Source organism: Flaviaestuariibacter amylovorans (assembly GCF_039541815.1).
Lineage (GTDB): Bacteria > Bacteroidota > Bacteroidia > Chitinophagales > Chitinophagaceae > Flavisolibacter > Flavisolibacter amylovorans.
The window spans coordinates 41,766-60,043 of record NZ_BAABGY010000009.1 but is presented as its reverse complement, the minus strand read 5'-3'; the positions used below and the strand labels follow the sequence as shown (position 1 = coordinate 60,043).

Below are 18,278 nucleotides of genomic sequence, written 5' to 3'. Positions count from 1 at the left end.
CCTTTCCCGGGGTTGACTGCTTATCGAAGCACTTCGGCCAGCTTCCGACCGAGCGCGGGCCCTTCGAGGTTGCGGGCAACGATCCGTCCCTGCGGGTCGATGAGGATGTTGGCCGGAACGGCACGGATCCCGTACAGCTTCACCACGGCGTTGTCCCAGAAGCGGAGGTCGCTCACATGATTCCAATTCAGGCCGTCCTGGCGGATGGCGGCGAGCCACCGGTCCTTCTGGCCCGGCCGGTCGAGCGATACGCTCAGGATCGTGAAGTTCTGATCACGATATGCTTTCCAGGCCTGCACGAGGGCCGGACTTTCGAGGCGGCAGCCCTTGCACCAGGAGGCCCAGAATTGGAGCAGCACCCAGCGGCCCCGGAAGGAGGCCAGCGAAACCGGAAGCCCGAGCGTGTCGGGTTGGGTGAAATCGGGAGCAGGCCTACCCAGGGTGGTAGCGGCTGCGGCTTCGAGCGCCCTTCCCACTTTGAGAGCGCTTGGCGCTTCCATGACGTCTTTCGGGAGCGCTTCCCAAAAGACCTGCAGTTGGGCCGGCGATGCATTCCCCGTAGTGGATACGAATTCCCCCGCCGCCAGCAGCGTAGCCAGGGAGCCGGGGTGGTGTTCGGCGAAGCGCAGCAGCCGGGCCCGGTGTGCCGCGCGCAGCCTGGCCAGTTCCGAGAGAAGTGCCTGCGCCGTTGCGGTGTCCCGGAGCGCGTGTGCCTTCGACTGTCGCGTCGCCACCGGGTTGCTGGCCTGGTTGAAGCTGTCGCGTAGCTTTTTCAGGAAGGCGTATTCAGCATGTCCCTGCCCGCCCGATATGCGCAGACCGCCAGAGTTGCCATTCCCGCGGAGCCGGAGGGGGCCCGGCTGCAGCAGGAACGAGGTATCGATCAGGGTCGTGCGTTGTCCGTTGGCTCCATTGCCGCGGACCCGCACGAAGCCGGGTACCGCTTCGGAGAGGTCGGCCCGGAGCCGGAACCGGCCGCCGGCTACGCGGCAGCTGTCTTCCCGTTGGCTGATGGCCCCGTTGTAGGGATAATAGTAGAGGAACACGGTGCGGCCGTTCCAGGACGGCGGCACGGTGCCCTCGAGCAAGGCCGGGCCGCCTTGGGCAGTGGTAAATAAAGGGATCGCAAAGAACAGCAGCCCAAGGAGGAATTTTATCCGCCCAAGATAACGAGAACGGGCACGTTGCCAAACGCAGCCGCTTGATTTACAATTGACCCCGGGTCCGTATCTTCGTCCCCTACCCCACCGGGGTAGCGCGTTATTATATCGATACAGCAACCCTCATTTAAAAACACAGAACAATGGACATCAGCATAATCATTGCGGCCGTCGTTGCCCTCATCGTCGGCATCGTGGCGGGCAAGTTCATTTTTGCCAAAGACACCTCCAAAAAGATCGAAGAAGCCGAACTCCACGCCAAAACCCTTCTCAAGGAAGCCGAAATGCGCGCCGAGACCATCCGCAAGGAAAAAGAGGTCTCCGCCAAGGAGCGCTTCGTACAGCTCCGCTCCGAGCATGAGAAAGAGGTGCTGGAGCGCAACCGCAAGGTGCAGGAAGGCGAGTCCCGACTCAAGCAGAAAGAGCAGACCATCAACCAGAAGACGGAGCAGCTGGAGCGTCAGATCAAGGAGAACGACACCATCAAGCAAAACCTGAACCGCCAGCTCGAAGTGGTGGCCAACCGCCAGAGCGAACTCGACAAGCACCAGGAGGAGCATACGCGCCGCCTCGAGAAGCTCGCCAACCTCAGCGCCGAGGAAGCAAAGGCCCAGCTCATCGAGACCCTGAAAGCCGAAGCCCACTCCCAGGCCCTCGGCCTCCAGCAGGAAATCATCGACGAGGCGAAGCAGAAGGCCAACAAAGAAGCCCGCAAGATCATCATCCAGAGCATCCAGCGTACAGCCGCCGAGCAGGCGATCGAGAACGCCATCACCGTATTCAACCTCGAGACCGACGAGATCAAGGGCCAGATCATCGGCCGTGAGGGCCGGAACATCCGCGCCATCGAAGCCGCCACCGGCGTCGACCTGATCGTGGACGATACCCCCGAAGCCATCATCCTCTCCTGCTTCGACCCGCTGCGCCGCGAGATCGCGCGCCTGTCGCTGCAGCGCCTCGTTACCGACGGCCGTATTCACCCGGCCCGTATCGAGGAGGTCGTAGAGAAAACGAAGCGCCAGCTCGAGGAGCAGATCATGGAGATCGGCGAGCGTACCGTGATCGAGCTCGGCATCCACGGCCTGCACAAGGAGCTCATCCGCCTCGTGGGCAAGATGCGCTTCCGCTCCTCCTACGGCCAGAACCTGCTGATGCACAGCCGCGAAGTGGCCAACCTGTGCGGCATCATGGCCGCCGAGCTGGGCCTCAACCCGAAGCTCGCCAAGCGCGCCGGCCTCCTGCACGACATCGGCAAGGTGCCCGACGAGGAATCCGAGCTCAGCCACGCCCTGCTCGGCGCCAAGCTGGCCGAGAAATACGGTGAGAATCCCGCCATCGTGAACGCCATCGGCGCCCACCACGACGAGATGGAAATGCAATACGTCATCGCCCCCATCATCCAGGCCTGCGACTCCATCTCCGGTGCCCGCCCCGGCGCCCGCCGCGAGATCATGCAGCAGTACCTGCAGCGCATCAAGGAGCTGGAGACCCTCGCCCAGAACTATAATGGTGTGGAGAAGGCCTACGCCATCCAGGCGGGCCGCGAGCTCCGCGTGATCGTGGAAGCCGACAAGGTGACCGACAACGAGAGCGAGAAGCTTTCCTTCGAGATCGCCCAGAAGATCCAGAACGAGATGACCTACCCCGGCCAGATCAAGGTGACGGTGATCCGCGAGAAGCGCGCGGTGAATGTGGCCCGATAAGTCAAAATTCAAAAGAAAAAAGTGAAAAAGGCTTTCCTGCAGCGGGAAGGCCTTTTTTGTGGCGATCCTGCGCCAGGGCGGCGGTCGGAGATAAGGGATACTTCAGACTTGAGAAAAAAATCTCAGATCTGAGATCTGAGATCTGAGATTTTCCCCTTACCTTTGCACTCCTTAAATTAGATGTTATGAACTCCGCCGCTATTGCATTTGTACACGAGCAGCTTACGGCCATTAAAACCTTCCCGAAATTCAAAGCGGGTGACAATATCACGGTCAATTACAAGATCATTGAAGGCAACAAGGAGCGTATCCAGTCCTTCAAGGGCGATGTGATCAAGCTGCAGGGCACTGGTGCCACGGCTACGTTCACGGTGCGTAAGATCTCCGATGGTATCGGCGTAGAGCGTCTCTTCCCCATCAACTCCCCCAACATCGACTCCATCGTGGTGAACAAGTCGGGTCGCGTACGTCGCGCCAAGCTGTTCTATCAGCGTGAGCGTAGCGGTAAGAGTGCACGTATCCAGGAAAAGAAGCGTGCTGTGGCCCCCAAAGCGCAAACTGCCTAAGCAAATTCAACGTATATGGAAGCGGAAGGAAACACCTTCCGCTTTTTTATTGCCCGCCGGGAAAATGCGCCGACCGCCGGCTCAGCCTTGCCGGGCAGGGGAATTGCCCTACTTTTGTACACTAATTCGTCAACCATTAAATCCAGTCTATGGGTCCCTTAGGTTTCAATGAGATCATCGTCATCCTGATCATCGTGCTGCTGCTGTTCGGCGGCAAGAAAATTCCTGAACTGATGCGCGGCCTCGGCAAGGGCGTCCGCGAGTTCAACGATGCCAAAAGCAACGTGCGCCGGGAGATCGAGGAAGGCATTACGGAAAAGGAGCGCGCGGCCGCTGCCGGCACTACGCCCGCTACTACGCCTACTTCCGCCACTACCCCGCCTAGCCAAGCCTAAAACGCTGATATTTAACAATTTACTAAGCCGCTGCGCCACTTTTGGCACAGCGGCTTTTTCGTGCGCCTTAACGCAACTCTAACACTTATTAGGGAAAATCGTCAACAGATAGTGGTATCTTTGCAACGCCTTAGCCAATCAGAACTAACAATAGAAGTCGCCCCTGACCTCGTGTGATTGACTCATTCTTAAAAAATGTAGTATGAAAAAACTTTTATTGTTGACGACCCTCCCGCTTGCCACCTTCCTCTCTTCCTTCGCCGGAATGCAGGGTGGTTCCACTGAGCGTCCCCTCAACGATTCAACCATAAAGAAAGACCTGCCCGCTGATCCGAAAGCCGGTTTCCGTGACCTGTTCCAGGGCGCCTCGGCCGAAAGCGATGCCTACAACGTGCAGCTGAACCCGAAAGCGGTTTCCTTCGTGGAAGACTATATCGACGTCTATACGAAGAAACTCAATAACATGAAGTCCTGGGGCAAGCCCTACTTCGACCTCATCGACGGCGTGCTGGGTGCCCACAACCTCCCTACGGAGCTGAAGTACCTCGCCGTGATCGAGTCGGAGCTGAAGACCTCCGCTACTTCCTGGGTGGGTGCCGCCGGTCCCTGGCAGTTCATGCCCCAGACGGCCCGCGAGCTCGGCCTGCGCGTAACCCGCAAGACCGACGAGCGCCGCGACTACAAGAAGAGCACCGTGGCCGCCGCCCGCTACCTTAAGAGCCTTTACTCCGAGTTCAACGACTGGCTGCTGGTGATCGCTGCCTACAACGGTGGCCCCGGCAACGTCAACCAGGCCATCCGCAAGAGCGGCAGCCGCAACTTCTGGGAACTCCAGTACCACCTGCCCGCCGAAAGCCGTAACCACGTCAAGAAATTCATCGCTACGCACTATATCATGGAAGGCGACGGTTCCGTAACCACCATGACCAAGTCGGAGCGCGCCGTGCACGCCAACTACACGAGCGGCTTCACCCCGGCCGCAACCACCGCCGCTGTGTCCGCCTCCGGCGACGTTGCCACCGAGCGCATCTCCGGTAAGTTCAACGGCACCGTGCTCGCTCAAATGATCGGCATGGACCTCGGCACGTTCAACCGCCTGAATCCCTCCTTCGACAAGCAGATGGCCCAGAGCGGCACCTATGAGCTCCGCCTTCCTGCCGACAAGATGCAAGCCTTCCAGGCCAACAAATTCGGGATCCTCGAGCAATCCGTAAAGGTTGCCCTGACCCTCGCCGGCCGCTAAAACGTATTGATGACCGTAACCGACAAAGCCGCCCTCCGGGGCGGCTTTTTGTTTATTTGTTTATTGGTCTATTAGTTTATTAGTTAGGGGTCGTCTATGTGCGATAGTTCTCCCAACCAAAAGCTGTCTCTTCAGTAAGAGCAACGCATCCTGATGCGTTGTTACCATCGCCCTGAAATGTGCCTGCTCCTATCTTCCTAGATTTATCCTCCATTACCCCATCACCCCATCACCCCATCACCCCATCACCCCATTACCCAACGCCCGCTCCATCCCTTTTGCCTTCAGCAGGCACTCCTCCCATTCGGCGGCGGGATCGCTGTATACGGTGATGCCGGAGCCGACCTGGTACGACAGGTACGATGACGCTTCGTTGTACATAAGGCTCCGGATCACGACGTTAAGGTCGAAGTCGCCCTCGTGGAAGTAGCCGATGGAGCCCGAAAAGATACCCCGTGCGCGTCCTTCGTGGCGGTCGATCAGCTCCAGCACGCGGCGCTTCGGCGCGCCCGTCATCGAGCCCATCGGGAATGTGGCTTCCAGCACTTCCGGGAAGGTCGTATCCGCAGGTAGCACGCCCTCGATCGTAGAGATGAGCTGGTGCACCTGTGGGAAGGAATAAAGACCGAACAGCTCCGGTACGCGTACGCTCCCCGCCCGGCAGATCCGCGAAAGGTCGTTGCGCATGAGGTCCACGATCATCACATTCTCCGCCCGCTCCTTACTGCTCTGCAGCAGCTCCTGCGCCAGCGCCGCATCGCCCACGGGGTCAGCAGGAAGACGGCGGGCAGTGCCTTTGATGGGCTGCGCGGTGAGCAGATCGCCTTCCCGCTTCAGGAAACGCTCGGGGCTGGCACAGAGGAGGTAGCGGTGACCGAGGCGGTAGAAGCCGCCGAACGGCGCCGGTGAGGCGGCCGACAGCCGCGTCCAGGCAGCCCAGGGGTCAATCTGTGCCGCATGAGCAAAGAACTCCTGGCAGAAATTGATCTCGTAGCAGTCGCCGCGGCGGATATTGGCCTGGAGCGAACGGATGGCAGCGAGATAGTCCTCCCGTGTAAGGCGGGCGTGCACGGGCACGGGCGTTGCCGCCGTACCGGCGGGCAGCGCTGTTGCGTTGATGGCCGCCCACACCGCGTCCGGGTCGGGCGCTTCGATGGTCAACGCACCGTTCTGCGCCGCCAGCACGATCCGGGGCTCGAAAAAGTAGTAGTGGGGAAAATCCAGGGGGTCGGGCCGGAGCGGCAGCCCGGGAAAGAAGCGGTGGCCGAGCTCGTAGGCAAGGTGCCCGAAGGCCCAGCGTCGCCCGGCCAGGAAGCGGTCGAGCGTGTGGAGGTCCTCCCCGTCGAGCCCTGCCGCGGTGGCCGCGCCGGCGCCCAGCAGCCAGTCCCAGCGCCGGGGCGGCGCGTCGTAGCCATGGGTATCCAGAAAACAAAAAATGTTGAACCGTTTCGACCAGTTCAACATTCTTTGCTTAAAGGCCGGATCGCCGGCAATGGAATAAATACGTTGTATCAGCAGGCTTGTTTGAGCTTAGAAATCATCGTCTTCGTCGTCGTAGCCGGTGCTGCCACCGCCGCCACTGAACAGGTCCTTGAACTCCTCGTCGTCCTCGATCTTGAAGTCCTCTTCTTCCTCTACGGTCTCTTCCTCGTCTTTTTTGCCGCCCTTACGCGATTTGGGAAGGTCGAACTCATCGAAATCCGGATCCCAGTCCTCGTCTTCCTCCCCTCCTTCGCCGTCTGCATCGGGGTCCTCGTCGTCTGCTTCTTCCTCCTCCTCCGACTTAGCGGCGGCGCGCTTGGCCTGGGCCAGCACTTCATCGATCCATTCGGTCGTTAGCAGGGTCTTTTCCTTATCTGATGTTACCAACATAGTCTGGTTTATTAGCGCTGTAAAATTCGTCGAAGTATTGAATTATCCAAATTTTTAAACCTTTTTTTCAGCTCCCGCGGGGTACCGGCCGGGTAGCTTACAGGGGCACGATCTGCTCGCGTCCGGGGCCGTTCGAGATCCAGCGTACGGGTGTGCCCAGGTAGCCGTTAATAAAGTCAACATAGGCCTTCATCTCTGCGGGCAACGAAGCGGCGTCGCGGCAAACGCTGCTGTCGGTGTTCCAACCCTTCACCGCGCGGTATTGCGGCTCGATGGCGGCACGGGTCATCTGGAAAGGCACCTGCTCCGAGGGCTGTCCGTCGACCATATACCCCGTGCATACCTGCAGCTCTTCAAACGCATCCAGCACATCGGCCTTGGTCATCACCACGGCGGTGACGCCGTTGATCATGCAGGCATACTTAAGGGCCACAAGGTCCATCCAGCCGCAACGGCGCGGGCGGCCCGTGGTGGCGCCAAACTCGGAGCCGAGGCGGCGCAGCTCTTCTCCCGTTTCATTTTCGAGCTCGGTTGGGAAAGGGCCGCCACCCACGCGGGTACAGTAGGCCTTCGACACACCGATGATCTCGCGGATCCGCTGCGGCGCCACGCCCAGGCCGGAGCAAACGCCGGCCGAGGTGGTGTTGCTCGAGGTCACGAAGGGGAAGGTGCCGAAGTCGATGTCCAGCATCGAGCCCTGGGCGCCCTCGGCCAGCACCTTCTTGCCGTTGGAGAGGTGCTCGTTGATGAAGTATTCGCCGCTCACGATGTTGTGCGCCCGCAGCTCCTCGATGGCTGCGAAGAACTCCTCCTCCCAGGCCGTGATGTCTTCGTTGAACCCGTAGTGGTCGAGCAGCACCCGGTGCTTCTGGCGGAGGCTCTGGTAATCCTTCTCAAAGTCCTTGTGGAGGAGGTCGCCCACGCGCAGGCCGTTGCGGCCGGTCTTGTCCATATAAGTCGGCCCGATGCCCTTCAGCGTGGAGCCGATCTTATCGGCGCCCTTGGCCAGCTCGGCGGCCTTGTCGAGGGCGCGGTGGGTGGGCAGGATGAGGTGCGCGCGCTGCGCGATGAAGAGGTTCTTTTTCAGGTTTACCCCGAAGCCCGAAACGGTGGCGCATTCGCGCTGCAGGGTGATGGGGTCGAGCACCACGCCGTTGCCGATGAGGTTGACGGTGCCCTGGTGGAACACACCGGAAGGGATCTGGTGCAGCACCACCTTGGTTTTCTCCGGGCCTACATACAGCGTGTGGCCGGCGTTCGGACCACCCTGGAAGCGCGCGATGACATCGTACTGCGAAGCGAAATAGTCCACGATCTTGCCCTTCCCTTCATCGCCCCACTGCAGGCCCAGGATAACGTCTACCATAAAAAGCTTGTTGAATTGCCGCAAATGTAAGGGTGAAAAAATAGCCATCCCGTTTTGGCGGGATGGCTATTCTATAAAAAGCAGCGGCTTCAATTAGCGGATGATGGTGACCGTGCCTTTGCGGCTGATGACGCGGCCTTCCTTGGTCACGCCCTCGGCGATCCAGACATAGGTGCCGGACGAAACTTCCTTGCCGCCGAGCGTACCGTCCCAGCCGATGTTGGAGTTGAGCAGGTTATACACTTCCGGTCCGCGGCGCTCGCCTTTGTACTCGTACATCAGCTGTCCCCAGCGGTTGAACACACGGAAGTGGCTCAGCGTCTTCACACCCACGCACACGGGGCGCAGCAGGTCGTTGCGGCCGTCGCGGTTCGGCGTAAAGGCATCCGGCACATAGATGTTCGGGCCGGCATAGGCGCGGAGGTAGAACATCGTTTCACCGGCGCAGCCCTGGTCGGTCCAGGCACGTACGCGGTACACCTCGTCCTTGTTCACGAGGATGAGCGGGTTGGCGACGTTCGGGTTGGAGAGGCCGGTCGCCGGCGACCACTGGTAGTTGGTGCCGGGCGAGGATGCGGTAACGCGGATCGTATCGCCGATATAGGCCACCGTGTCGAGCGGGTTGGTGCGCACGATGATCGGGGGCGTCACCACTACAGTTACCGTGTCGGGCACCAGCGAGCGGCAGCCGTTGGCATCCACCACGTGCAGGGTATAGCGGATCGAGCTCGTAGGCCGGACGACGTTGGGGTTCGGTCCGTTCACGTTACCCGACAGGTAGGTGCGCGGCGTCCAGTCGTAGGTCGCATAGCCCGGGGCCGCGTTGAGCTGGGCGTTCTGACCGAAGCAGATCGGCGTCTGGGTTCCGGCATCCGGAACCGGGGCGGGACGCACCGGAACGAAGATGGAGTCGATGTGGGTGCAGCGGCCAAGGGTCATCCGGACGTGGTACATGGTCGATACCGTCGGGCGCACGTCCACCGAGGAGCCGGAGGCGTTGTTGGTGGTGAGCACGGGGCCGGTCCAGCTGAAAGCGGTGGCATTGCTGCGCGGGGCGCCGAGCTCGATGCTGGCCTTGCTGCCTTCGCAGATCGGGTCCACCACCGGGCGGGTATAGGTCAGGTTGGAGTCCAGGCCTACCGTAGCGGCAGCAGGCACCGGGCAGTTATTGGCGTCGGTTACCTGGAGCGCGCGCGGGCCGGCCGGTACGTTGGCAAATACATTGTTGGTAACCGCCGTGCCGCCATCGAGGGCATAGCGGTAGGGCGCGGTGCCACCCGATGCATGCACGGTCAGTTGGCCGAGGCGGTCGCAGGCCGCGTTGACGACGTCGATACCGGTCACCGTCATACCGGAAGGCTGGCCCACGGTGATGTTCGGGGTGACCGCTACGGAACAGCCGTTGTTGTCGCGGACAGCAGCCGGGAAGGTGCCGGCGGCCGAGGTGAAGACGGCCGAAGCACCGAAGGGGCTGTTGTTGAAGGAGTAGCTGTAGGGCGCCGTACCACCGGTAGCCGACAGGGTCACCGAGCCGTCAGAGGCGCCATTGCAGCGGGCGTCGGTCACCACCGGTGTGCCGGCCACGAGCTGCGTGGGGGCTGTGATCGTCACGGCTACGGAGCCGGAGCAGCCAACGGCGTCGCGAACCCAGAAGTTGTGCGTGCCGGCCGCAAGGCCCGTGAAGGTGGCTCCTGCCTGGGTGATGCCGAAGTTATCAGCCGAATAAACATAAGGGGCGGTACCGTTGGCCGACGGGGCCAGAGTGGCCGATCCGTTGGTGCCACCGAAACAGGTTACGTTCACCTGCGTGGCGGTAGCGGTCAGCGGAGCGCCTGCAGCCACCGTGGCCTGGATGAGGCCCGAGGCACAGCCGGCCGCATCGCGGAAGTAGAAGTCGTAGGTGCCGGCAGGGAGCCCGGTAAAGGTGGCGGCGGTTTGCCAGCCACCCGCGCCGAGGCGGTATTCGTAGGGGGCAAGGCCGTTCTGCGGGTTCAGCGTAACGGTGCCGTTGCTGGCACCCTGGCAGGAGGTGTTGTTCACGGTGGTGGTGGCGGCAAGGGCCGACGGATCAGCCACCGTCACCGACAAGGTAACCGAACAACCAACGGCGTCGCGCACCGTGATGCTGTGGGGGCCGGAGGCAACGTTCGTAAAGACGTTGGTTGCCTGCGGGGCGCCACCGTCGAGGCTATAGGAGAACGGAGCCACGCCGGTACCGGCAGTCACGTTCACGGTAATGGAGCCCGAGGGGGTGCAGCTCGACGGGGTGGTGGCAGTGGTTGCTGCCAGGGCCGGCAGTGCCGTCACCGTAATATCGACCGTATCGGTACAGCCGGTGGCATCGAACACCACTACGCGGTGGGCGCCGGCGCCTACGCTGCTGAAGCTGTTGGCAGCCTGTGCGGCCGCACCGTCAAGCGCATAGGTAAACGGAGCGGTACCCGAGCCGGCGGCTACGCTTACCGTGATGGTACCCGTAGGATCGCAGCCTGACGGCGTCATGGAAGCGGTAGCGTCGGGGAGCGGCAGGCTGGAAACCGTAGCGCTGTGGGTACCGGTGCAGCCCTGGGCGTCGGTGACGCCGATATTGTAGCTGCCGGCGGCCAGGCCGCTGAATACGTTGGAGGCCTGCGGGGTGCCGCCGTTGAGCGCATACGTATAAGGTGCGACGCCGTTGGCAACCGTGACCGTGAGGGTGCCTGCGGGGGTGCAGCCCGTAGCGGTGGTAGCAGCCGTCAGGGTCATCGGGGCCGGTGCGCCGACGGTAGCAGATACGGTAAACGTACAACCGGCCGCGTCGCTGACGACCACGCTATGCGCCCCTGAAGCAACAAAGTTGAACGTGTTGACCACTTGCGGCGTGCCGCCGTCCAACGTGTAGGTGAACGGGGCGAGGCCGCTTCCGGCAGGCACCGTTACGGTAATGCTGCCGGTGGGCGGAGTGCAGCCTGAGGGGGTGGCGGTAGCGGTTGCGGTAAGTGCCGGGTGGGCGCCTACCGTCACATCAACTACTTTGGAGCAGCCCTTTGCGTCCACCACCGTTACCTGGTGGGTGCCGGAGGCCACGTTGTTGAACGTGTTGGCGACCTGGGCGCCGCCGGTGCCGAGCGAGTACTGGAAGGGCGCGGTGCCGCCGGTCGCATTCACGGTAACGGTACCGATGGGGTTGCAGCCGGAGGGCGTGCTTGTGGCGGTAGCCTGTACCGCAGGCGTGGCGCCTACGGTCACGTTCACGGTGAACGTACAGCCGCCACCGTCGGCCACCACTACGGCGTGCGGGCCGGCGGCTACTCCCGCGAAGCTGTTGGAAGCCTGGGCGGCAGCGCCGTCGAGCGCATAGGTGTAGGGACCCGCGCCGGCGCCTGCCGGAACGGTAACGGTGATGGTGCCATCAGCCGGCTGGCAGCCCGAAGGCGTGCTGGCGGCAGTGGCGGTGAGCGCGGAGCTGGAGGCAACGTTGACGTTGACGGTGACCGTGCAGCCAACGGCGTCGCGCACCACAACCGTGTGGGCACCGCCGCTGACACCGGTGAAGCTGTTGGCAGCCTGGGGCGTGCCGCCGTCAAGCGCGTAGGTAAAAGGTGCAGTACCCACAGCGCCCACGGTTACCGTGATCGTGCCGGAAGGCGTGCAACCGGAGGCCGTGCTGGCGGCCGTGGCGGTCATCGTTTGACCAAAAACCAGCGCGTTGATGTTGAGCGTACAGCCGGACGCATCCTTGACCGTCACCACGTGCACGCCGGCGCTGACGCCGGTGAGTACGTTGGCCGCCTGGGGCGTGCCGCCGTCGAGGGAATAGCTGAAGGGTGCCACCCCGACGCCGGGCGTTACGTTCACGGTAATGGTGCCGGTTGCCGCGCAACCGGAGGAAGTGGTGCTGAAGGTGGCCGTAAGCGGCGGCTGCGCACCCACCGTGACGTTGAGGGTCTTCGTACAGGAGGCAGCGTCGGTCACCAGCACGGTATAGGCGCCGGGTGCGAGGGCATTGAAGACGTTGCTGCTCTGGGGCGAACCGCCGTTGAGCGCATACGTATAGGGTGCGGTTCCGGTTACCGGCGTTACGGTGATGGAGCCGGAGGGCGCGCAGCCGGAGGAGGTAGCGCTTGCCGCGGCGGTAAGGTTGTTGGAGGCGGTGAGGGTGACGGTCTTGAGCACCTGGCAGCCGGTGGCGTCTTTCACCAGGATATTGTAGGTGCCTGCGCCGAGTGCGGTGAAAGCGCCCGAAGCCTGGGGAGCTCCGCCGTTCAGCTCATACGTGTAGGGGGCGGTGCCGGAGGTAGGCGTAACGGTGATGGTGCCGCTGGGGCTGCAGGCCGAGTTGGTGGACGCGAGGTTGGCCGTGAGCAGGCCGGCGCGCACCACCTTGAAGGTGTCGTTGACCACCAGTTGGCCCGTGCCGGTGCAGGAGGCCCAGTAGGTCTTGATCACGTATTGCGTGGTATCCGCGGTGGGGCAGACGTCGGGGAAGCGGACGTTCAGATAGCCGTCGGTGGTGGAGGAGGTATCGGTTCCGGGTGTGGTGGTGCTGATGAGGGTGCCCGTGATCGAATACAGCTCGCTCTTTACAAAGAGGGAGGCGGCGTTGGGCAGGAAGCGATAAGCGGTATTCGACTCGGTCCACACCGTGGCGTTCTTGCCCGGAGCGGCGACGGCCTTGTTGCGGTTGAAGTTCTGGATGCCCAGCACCGTCTTACCGGAGGCACTCGTGGTGTTGCAGGCCTTCGACTTGATGTGCACCTCAACAACGCTCGTGGACTCGTACGCTACGATCATGAACGTGGTCGGGTTGCCGCCACAGGTGCTGGCGCCGTACATGCCCGAGTTGTAGTAGGAAACAACGAGGCGGCGCAGCGGGGCTACGCCCTCCACGCGCCATTCGATCTTCCGGCCCGAAGCGCTCGCGGTTGCGCGGGGATCGAGGTCGGTGTACATCCCGAATATGGTGGCTTTGGGGTAGTAGACGTCAAACTGGTCGCACTGGTCGCCGGAAGCATAAGGGATGGTGGCGGTGGTGGTATAGGCATTGGCGCAGTTCGCATTCGTCTGGTCGAAGGTGATCAGGCCGTTGGACCCCACAACCGCTTTATTATAGGTGGCCCCGTAAAAGCAGAAGTCGAAAGCCATGTTCATGATCGGCCCGAACTCGTCGTCGGCATACAGCGTACTGAGCTCGGTTCCCGTAGGGGTCACGAAATCATACGGCTCGTAGTTGATCGAGCGCACTACATAATCATCGGTCTTCTTCAGGTGGAAGGTCTTGAACGAAACCGGCGTACAGGTGTTGCCGCAGATCAGTTGCTGGGTCGTTCCGTTCAGGCTGCCATTGAGTACGATCCGCTGGGCAGCGCCCGAAGCGTGGATCAATACAACAAAGAAGCAGAGGAGTAGTGCCTTGAGTTTCATAGCAGCCAGGTTTGACAAAAAATTGGCTACAATTTACAAAACTCTAGGTTGAACCCCTTAAAATAATCGGTCACATCAGGGAAAACAACGATATGATCAGACCGTTTCGGTGTCGAAGCGGTCCACGGATGAGATGCCTGAAAGCGCTTTCAGTTTTTCCACCAGGGCATCGAGCTCGTCGCGGTCGTGCACAAAAAGCTTGATCGAGCCCTCGAAGAGCCCCTCCTTCGCCTCGATGGTGATGGCCGCGATGTTGATCCGGAGCTCGCCCGAGATGAGGTTGGTGATCTTGCTCACGACGCCCACGTCGTCGAGCCCGATGATCCGCAACCCCGTCAGGAAGGCAATCTCCTTATTCTTGGCCCAGCGGGTCTTTACGATGCGGTGGCCGTAGTTGGCCATCAGCTTGGCCGAGTTGGGACAGTTGGTGCGGTGGATCGTGAGGCCCTTGCCCGTGGTCACGAAGCCGAACACGTCGTCGCCGGGGATCGGCTTGCAGCAGTTGGCGAGGTGGTACACGATGCGGTCGGAGCTTTCGCCGAAGATGATGAGCTCCGTGTCTTTGCGCGGCATCCCGGGGTGCGCCGGCGCCTCGTGGCGCGGGTCCGGGAGCTTTACGGGCTTCGGCGCGTCGAGGCGGTCGCCCACCTGCTTGAACTCCTTCAGCTCCTTCAGGTCGATGTTCTTGATCGCGATCTGGTAGTAGAGCTCGAGCGAGGAGGGCAGCTTGTAGAAGTTGGCGATCTCCTCGATGTTATGCGGCACGAAGGCGGCGCCCATACCCTCGAGCTTCTTTTGGAGGTTGTATTTGCCGTCTTCCGCGATCGTACGCTTCTCTTCCTTCAGTGCGTCCTTGATCTTGGTGCGCGCCTTGGCCGTCACCACGAAGTCGAGCCAGCCCTCGTTGGGCTTCTGCTTGTTGGAGGTGATGATCTCCACCTGGTCGCCGGAGCGGAGCTTGTGCGAGATGGGCACGAGCTTGTGGTTCACCTTGGCGCCGATGCAGCGGGTGCCCACCATGGAGTGCACGGCAAAGGCGAAGTCGAGCGCGGTGGCGCCCGTGGGCATCATCTTGACATCGCCCTTCGGCGTATAGATATAGATCTCCTCGGCCAGGAACGAGGTCTTGAAGTCTTCCAGGAAGTCGACGGAGTCGGTGTCCTGGTTATGCAGCACCTCACGGATCTGGTTGAACCACTTGTCGAAGCGGCTCTCGTCCTGGTTGCCCTCCTTGTATTTATAGTGCGCGGCGAGGCCCTTTTCGGCCACCTCGTTCATGCGCTTCGTGCGGATCTGCACTTCCACCCATTTGCCCTGCGGGCCCATTACGGTGGTGTGCAGGGCCTCGTAGCCGTTGGATTTGGGGTTGGAGAGCCAGTCGCGGAGGCGCTCCGGCGAGGGCGTATACTCGTCGGTGACCATGGAGTACACCTTCCAGCAGTCCTCCTTTTCCTTTTCGGCGGGTGAGTCGAGGATGACGCGGATGGCGAAGAGGTCGTACACTTCCTCGAAGGCGACGCCCTTTTTCTTCATCTTGTTCCAGATGGAGTGGATGCTTTTGGGGCGGCCGTAGAGCTCGAAGTTGAAGCCGGCGGCCGTGAGCTTGTCGTTGAGCGGCTTTACGAACTCGTTGATGAAGCGGGTGCGCTCGCGCTTCGTTTCGGCGAGCTTGCGCGCGAGGCCGCGGTAGGTTTCGGGCTCGAGGTATTTCATCGCCAGGTCCTCCATCTCGGTCTTGATGTTGTAGAGGCCCATGCGGTGGGCGAGCGGCGCGTATACGTAGATGGTCTCGGAGGAGATCTTGAGCTGCTTCTCGGGCTTCATCGAGTCGAGCGTGCGCATGTTGTGGAGGCGGTCGGCGAGCTTGATGATGATGACGCGCGGATCGTCGGTGAGGGTGAGCAGGATCTTGCGGAAGTTCTCGGCCTGCTGCGACGCGTTGACGTCCACCACGGTGGAGATCTTGGTGAGGCCGTCCACGATCTTGGCGATCTCGGAGCCGAACTCGCGCTGCACGTCCTCGAGCGTGACGTCGGTGTCTTCCACGGTGTCGTGGAGGAGGGAGCAGATGGTGGAGCGTACGCCGAGGCCGATCTCCTCCACGCAGATGCGGGCTACGGCCAGCGGGTGGAGGATATAGGGCTCGCCGCTCTTACGACGCATCGTTTTGTGGGCGTCGGCGGCCATCTCGAAGGCCTGGCGGATCTGCTTGCGGTCGCCGGGCTTGATCCGGCTTTTCAGGCAGCGGAGGAGGGCACGGTACTCCCGGAGGATGAGCCGCTTCTCCTGTTCTTCATTAAGGTTGTATTTCGGGGCCTGCGCTACGGTTTCCATGCGTCACGAATTTACGGAAAACAAAGGTTTTGAGGGATTTTGAGTGGTTTTGATGGGTTTGGGAAGGTTGCGCTGACGCCGGCAGGGCCGACCCGGTCACGGGATCAGGAGCACCACTTTTATAAAGGGCAAACCGCGCTCCTAAATGTCGGGATCCTTGCTAAAGCTCTTCTAAAATGGGCGTCAAACGGGTTACCAGGCGTCTGTGGCTTCCTGCGGGCGGGTAGAACATGAGGGGGGCGCTTTCCGGCACCCATGGCTAAAGCCATGGGCTGGTAAAAATCGAAAACCCACGGCTGAAGCCGTGGGCTGGTGGGCGCCGCTCCCCTCCCTCCCCGGGGAGGAAACGGGGGTGGGGTCTGAACCCCTAAAACCTTCAAAACCCCCAAAACCTCCAAAACCTTTCGGGTTTCCCCTACCTTTGCCCCCCTTCCGGCTTGCCGGGACCGCGGGTGTGGCGAAATTGGTAGACGTATCAGACTTAGGATCTGACGCCGCGAGGCATGGGGGTTCGAGTCCCTCCACCCGCACCGAACGAACAATGGAACAGGGAATAAGGAACAGGGAACCGTCGAACGGCGCCTCCCTTCCTTGTTCCTTATTCCCTGTTCCTTGTTCCACTGTTTTCCAATCATAAACTCATTATGGCTACGATCACCCAACAAGAGGTGGCGCCTCTGCACCAGCAGCTGCACGTCACCATCCAGAAAGAAGACTACCTGCCGGCCTTCGAGAAGGCCCTCAAGGAATACAGCAAGAAGGCCAACATCCCCGGCTTCCGCAAGGGTATGGTGCCCGCCGGCCTCGTCAAGAAAATGTACGGCTCCTCCCTCTTCATGGACGAGGTGCTGAAGCAGGTGGACCAGCAGGTGAACACCTACCTCCAGGAGCAGAAGGCGGAATACATCGGCCAGCCGATCCCCGTATCGATGGACCTCGGCCAGCTTGACATGAACAAGCCTGCCGACTACAACTTCACCTTCGAGATGGGCCTGAAGCCCTCCGTGCAGCTTCCCGACCTCGGGTCCGCCTCCGTAAAGCGCTACGTGGTGTCGGTAGACGACGCCATGCTGAACGAGGAAGTGGAGCGCCTCCGCAGCCGCTATGGCAACATGACGGAGCCCGCGGCCGTCGACAACGACGAGAACGTGCTCAACATCACCTTCACCGAGACCGATGCTGCCGGCACCCCCATCACGGGTGGCGTAACGAAGGACAACTCCGTGCTGGTGCGCTACTTCAAGGATTCCTTCCGCCCCCAGCTCCAGGGCAAGAAGACCGGCGACTCCCTCCAGGTGGCCTTCGACGAGGCTTTTGAAGGACAGGAAGCGCAGTGGATCCTGCAGGACCTCGGCATCGACTCCGGCACCGACCGCTACTTCCGCCTCGACATCACCAAGGTGGGCTTCGTGGAGAAGCGCGAGCTGAACGAGGAGTTCTTCACCCAGCTCTTCCCCAACGGCGACGTCAAGACCGAGGAAGACTTCCGCAACAAGGTGCGCTCCGAGCTCGAGACGCAGTGGGCCACCCAGAGTCGCAACCAGCTGCACCACTCCCTCTACCACGTGCTGCTCGACGGCGCGAACGTGGAGTTCCCCAAAGAGTTCCTGAAGCGCTGGCTCAAGACCCAGGGCGAGAAGAACGAGCCCAAGACCGACGAGCAGGTGGAAGCCGAGTTCCCGCAGTTCCTCAACCAGCTGAAGTGGACCCTCATCACCGATAAGATCGCCACCGAAGCCGGCATCGACGTTCAGCCCGAAGACCTGCGCGCCTTCGCTAAGCAGCAGCTGCTCGGCTACATGGGCATGAGCGCCCTCGACGAGGAAGCCGAGTGGGTAAGCGACTACATCAACCGCATGATGAAGGACCGCAAGTACGTAGAGGATGCCTGGAACCAGATCCAGACCCAGAAGATCTTCGATTGGGTCGAAAGCCAGTCGCGCGCGCAGGACACGCCCATCTCCCGCGAAGACTTCATCAAGATGAACGAGCAGCACCAGCACCAACACCACTAAGAGATCTCAGATCTCGGATGTGATGATCTCAGATCTGGATGTCAGATTTCAGATTTATTGCTGACGCACGATAACCGGAAAGGAGCCCTTGGGCTCCTTTTTCGTTTGTGGGTATGCGGTACAGGGCTCCCCGTCTTGCGCAAGCAACAAATCCGAAATCTGAAATCGAAAATCCCCTGGCTGGCGTCAGCCTGAATCTGAAATCCCAAATCTGGAATCCC

Annotated in this window: 11 protein-coding genes and 1 tRNA gene; 6 read left to right on the top strand and 6 right to left on the bottom strand. The window is 61.2% G+C overall.

Annotated elements, in window-relative coordinates; all coding sequences use genetic code 11:
- Positions 1–20 precede the first annotated feature (20 nt).
- On the bottom strand, positions 21–1,088 hold the full coding sequence (locus ABD937_RS15625) for a redoxin domain-containing protein (RefSeq protein WP_345256699.1): 1,068 nt from the start codon (positions 1,086–1,088) through the stop codon (positions 21–23).
- Positions 1,089–1,303: 215 nt separating this feature from the next.
- Here ABD937_RS15625 and rny point away from each other — a divergent pair, with 215 nt between their 5' ends.
- The 4 genes from rny (at position 1,304) to ABD937_RS15605 (ending at position 5,067) form a co-directional block, all read left to right on the top strand.
- Positions 1,304–2,863: a ribonuclease Y gene (gene rny / locus ABD937_RS15620; RefSeq protein ID WP_345256698.1), complete on the top strand. Its 1,560-nt coding sequence runs from the start codon at positions 1,304–1,306 to the stop codon at positions 2,861–2,863.
- Between the two features lie 185 nt (positions 2,864–3,048).
- Entirely contained in the window at positions 3,049–3,429 is a 381-nt protein-coding gene (gene rplS, locus ABD937_RS15615; RefSeq protein ID WP_345256697.1) for a 50S ribosomal protein L19, read from the top strand.
- Between the two features lie 149 nt (positions 3,430–3,578).
- The gene (locus ABD937_RS15610; RefSeq protein ID WP_345256696.1) at positions 3,579–3,824 is read left to right on the top strand and encodes a Sec-independent protein translocase subunit TatA/TatB; all 246 of its coding nucleotides are present in this window, start codon (positions 3,579–3,581) and stop codon (positions 3,822–3,824) included.
- A 202-nt stretch (positions 3,825–4,026) separates the two neighbouring features.
- Positions 4,027–5,067, top strand: a complete 1,041-nt coding sequence (locus ABD937_RS15605) for a lytic transglycosylase domain-containing protein (protein WP_345256695.1) — start codon at positions 4,027–4,029, stop codon at positions 5,065–5,067.
- 237 nt (positions 5,068–5,304) lie between these two features.
- Here the strand turns inward: ABD937_RS15605 and ABD937_RS15600 are convergent, their stop codons facing one another.
- The 5 genes from ABD937_RS15600 to ABD937_RS15580 all read right to left on the bottom strand — a co-directional run bounded on the left by ABD937_RS15600 (position 5,305) and on the right by ABD937_RS15580 (position 16,042).
- A complete protein-coding gene (locus ABD937_RS15600; RefSeq protein ID WP_345256694.1) occupies positions 5,305–6,531 on the bottom strand; it encodes an anthranilate synthase component I family protein in 1,227 nt (408 codons plus the stop codon).
- A gap of 66 nt (positions 6,532–6,597) precedes the next feature.
- Complete coding sequence (locus ABD937_RS15595; RefSeq protein ID WP_345256693.1) at positions 6,598–6,939, bottom strand: hypothetical protein; 342 nt, start codon at positions 6,937–6,939, stop codon at positions 6,598–6,600.
- 97 nt (positions 6,940–7,036) lie between these two features.
- Complete coding sequence (locus tag ABD937_RS15590) at positions 7,037–8,305, bottom strand: adenylosuccinate synthase (RefSeq protein WP_345256692.1); 1,269 nt, start codon at positions 8,303–8,305, stop codon at positions 7,037–7,039.
- A gap of 93 nt (positions 8,306–8,398) precedes the next feature.
- Positions 8,399–13,708, bottom strand: a complete 5,310-nt coding sequence (locus tag ABD937_RS15585) for a T9SS type B sorting domain-containing protein (RefSeq protein WP_345256691.1) — start codon at positions 13,706–13,708, stop codon at positions 8,399–8,401.
- A 96-nt stretch (positions 13,709–13,804) separates the two neighbouring features.
- Positions 13,805–16,042 (bottom strand): RelA/SpoT family protein, encoded by a 2,238-nt coding sequence (locus ABD937_RS15580; protein WP_345256690.1) that lies wholly within the window; start codon positions 16,040–16,042, stop codon positions 13,805–13,807.
- Between the two features lie 448 nt (positions 16,043–16,490).
- Between ABD937_RS15580 and ABD937_RS15575 the strand changes: the two genes are divergently transcribed.
- Positions 16,491–16,572 (top strand) — tRNA-Leu (locus ABD937_RS15575).
- 114 nt (positions 16,573–16,686) lie between these two features.
- Positions 16,687–18,057 (top strand): trigger factor, encoded by a 1,371-nt coding sequence (gene tig / locus ABD937_RS15570; RefSeq protein ID WP_345256689.1) that lies wholly within the window; start codon positions 16,687–16,689, stop codon positions 18,055–18,057.
- Positions 18,058–18,278: the final 221 nt, after the last annotated feature.

Excerpts from the sequence above, each read along its gene's own strand:
- rny (WP_345256698.1), top strand. The coding sequence starts at position 1,304 with ATGGACATCAGCATAATCATTGCGGCCGTCGTTGCCCTCATCGTCGGC.
- rplS (WP_345256697.1), top strand. The coding sequence starts at position 3,049 with ATGAACTCCGCCGCTATTGCATTTGTACACGAGCAGCTTACGGCCATT.
- ABD937_RS15610 (WP_345256696.1), top strand. The coding sequence starts at position 3,579 with ATGGGTCCCTTAGGTTTCAATGAGATCATCGTCATCCTGATCATCGTG.
- ABD937_RS15605 (WP_345256695.1), top strand. The coding sequence starts at position 4,027 with ATGAAAAAACTTTTATTGTTGACGACCCTCCCGCTTGCCACCTTCCTC.
- ABD937_RS15600 (WP_345256694.1), bottom strand. The coding sequence starts at position 6,531 with ATGTTGAACTGGTCGAAACGGTTCAACATTTTTTGTTTTCTGGATACC.
- ABD937_RS15595 (WP_345256693.1), bottom strand. The coding sequence starts at position 6,939 with ATGTTGGTAACATCAGATAAGGAAAAGACCCTGCTAACGACCGAATGG.
- ABD937_RS15590 (WP_345256692.1), bottom strand. The coding sequence starts at position 8,305 with ATGGTAGACGTTATCCTGGGCCTGCAGTGGGGCGATGAAGGGAAGGGC.
- ABD937_RS15585 (WP_345256691.1), bottom strand. The coding sequence starts at position 13,708 with ATGAAACTCAAGGCACTACTCCTCTGCTTCTTTGTTGTATTGATCCAC.
- ABD937_RS15580 (WP_345256690.1), bottom strand. The coding sequence starts at position 16,042 with ATGGAAACCGTAGCGCAGGCCCCGAAATACAACCTTAATGAAGAACAG.
- tig (WP_345256689.1), top strand. The coding sequence starts at position 16,687 with ATGGCTACGATCACCCAACAAGAGGTGGCGCCTCTGCACCAGCAGCTG.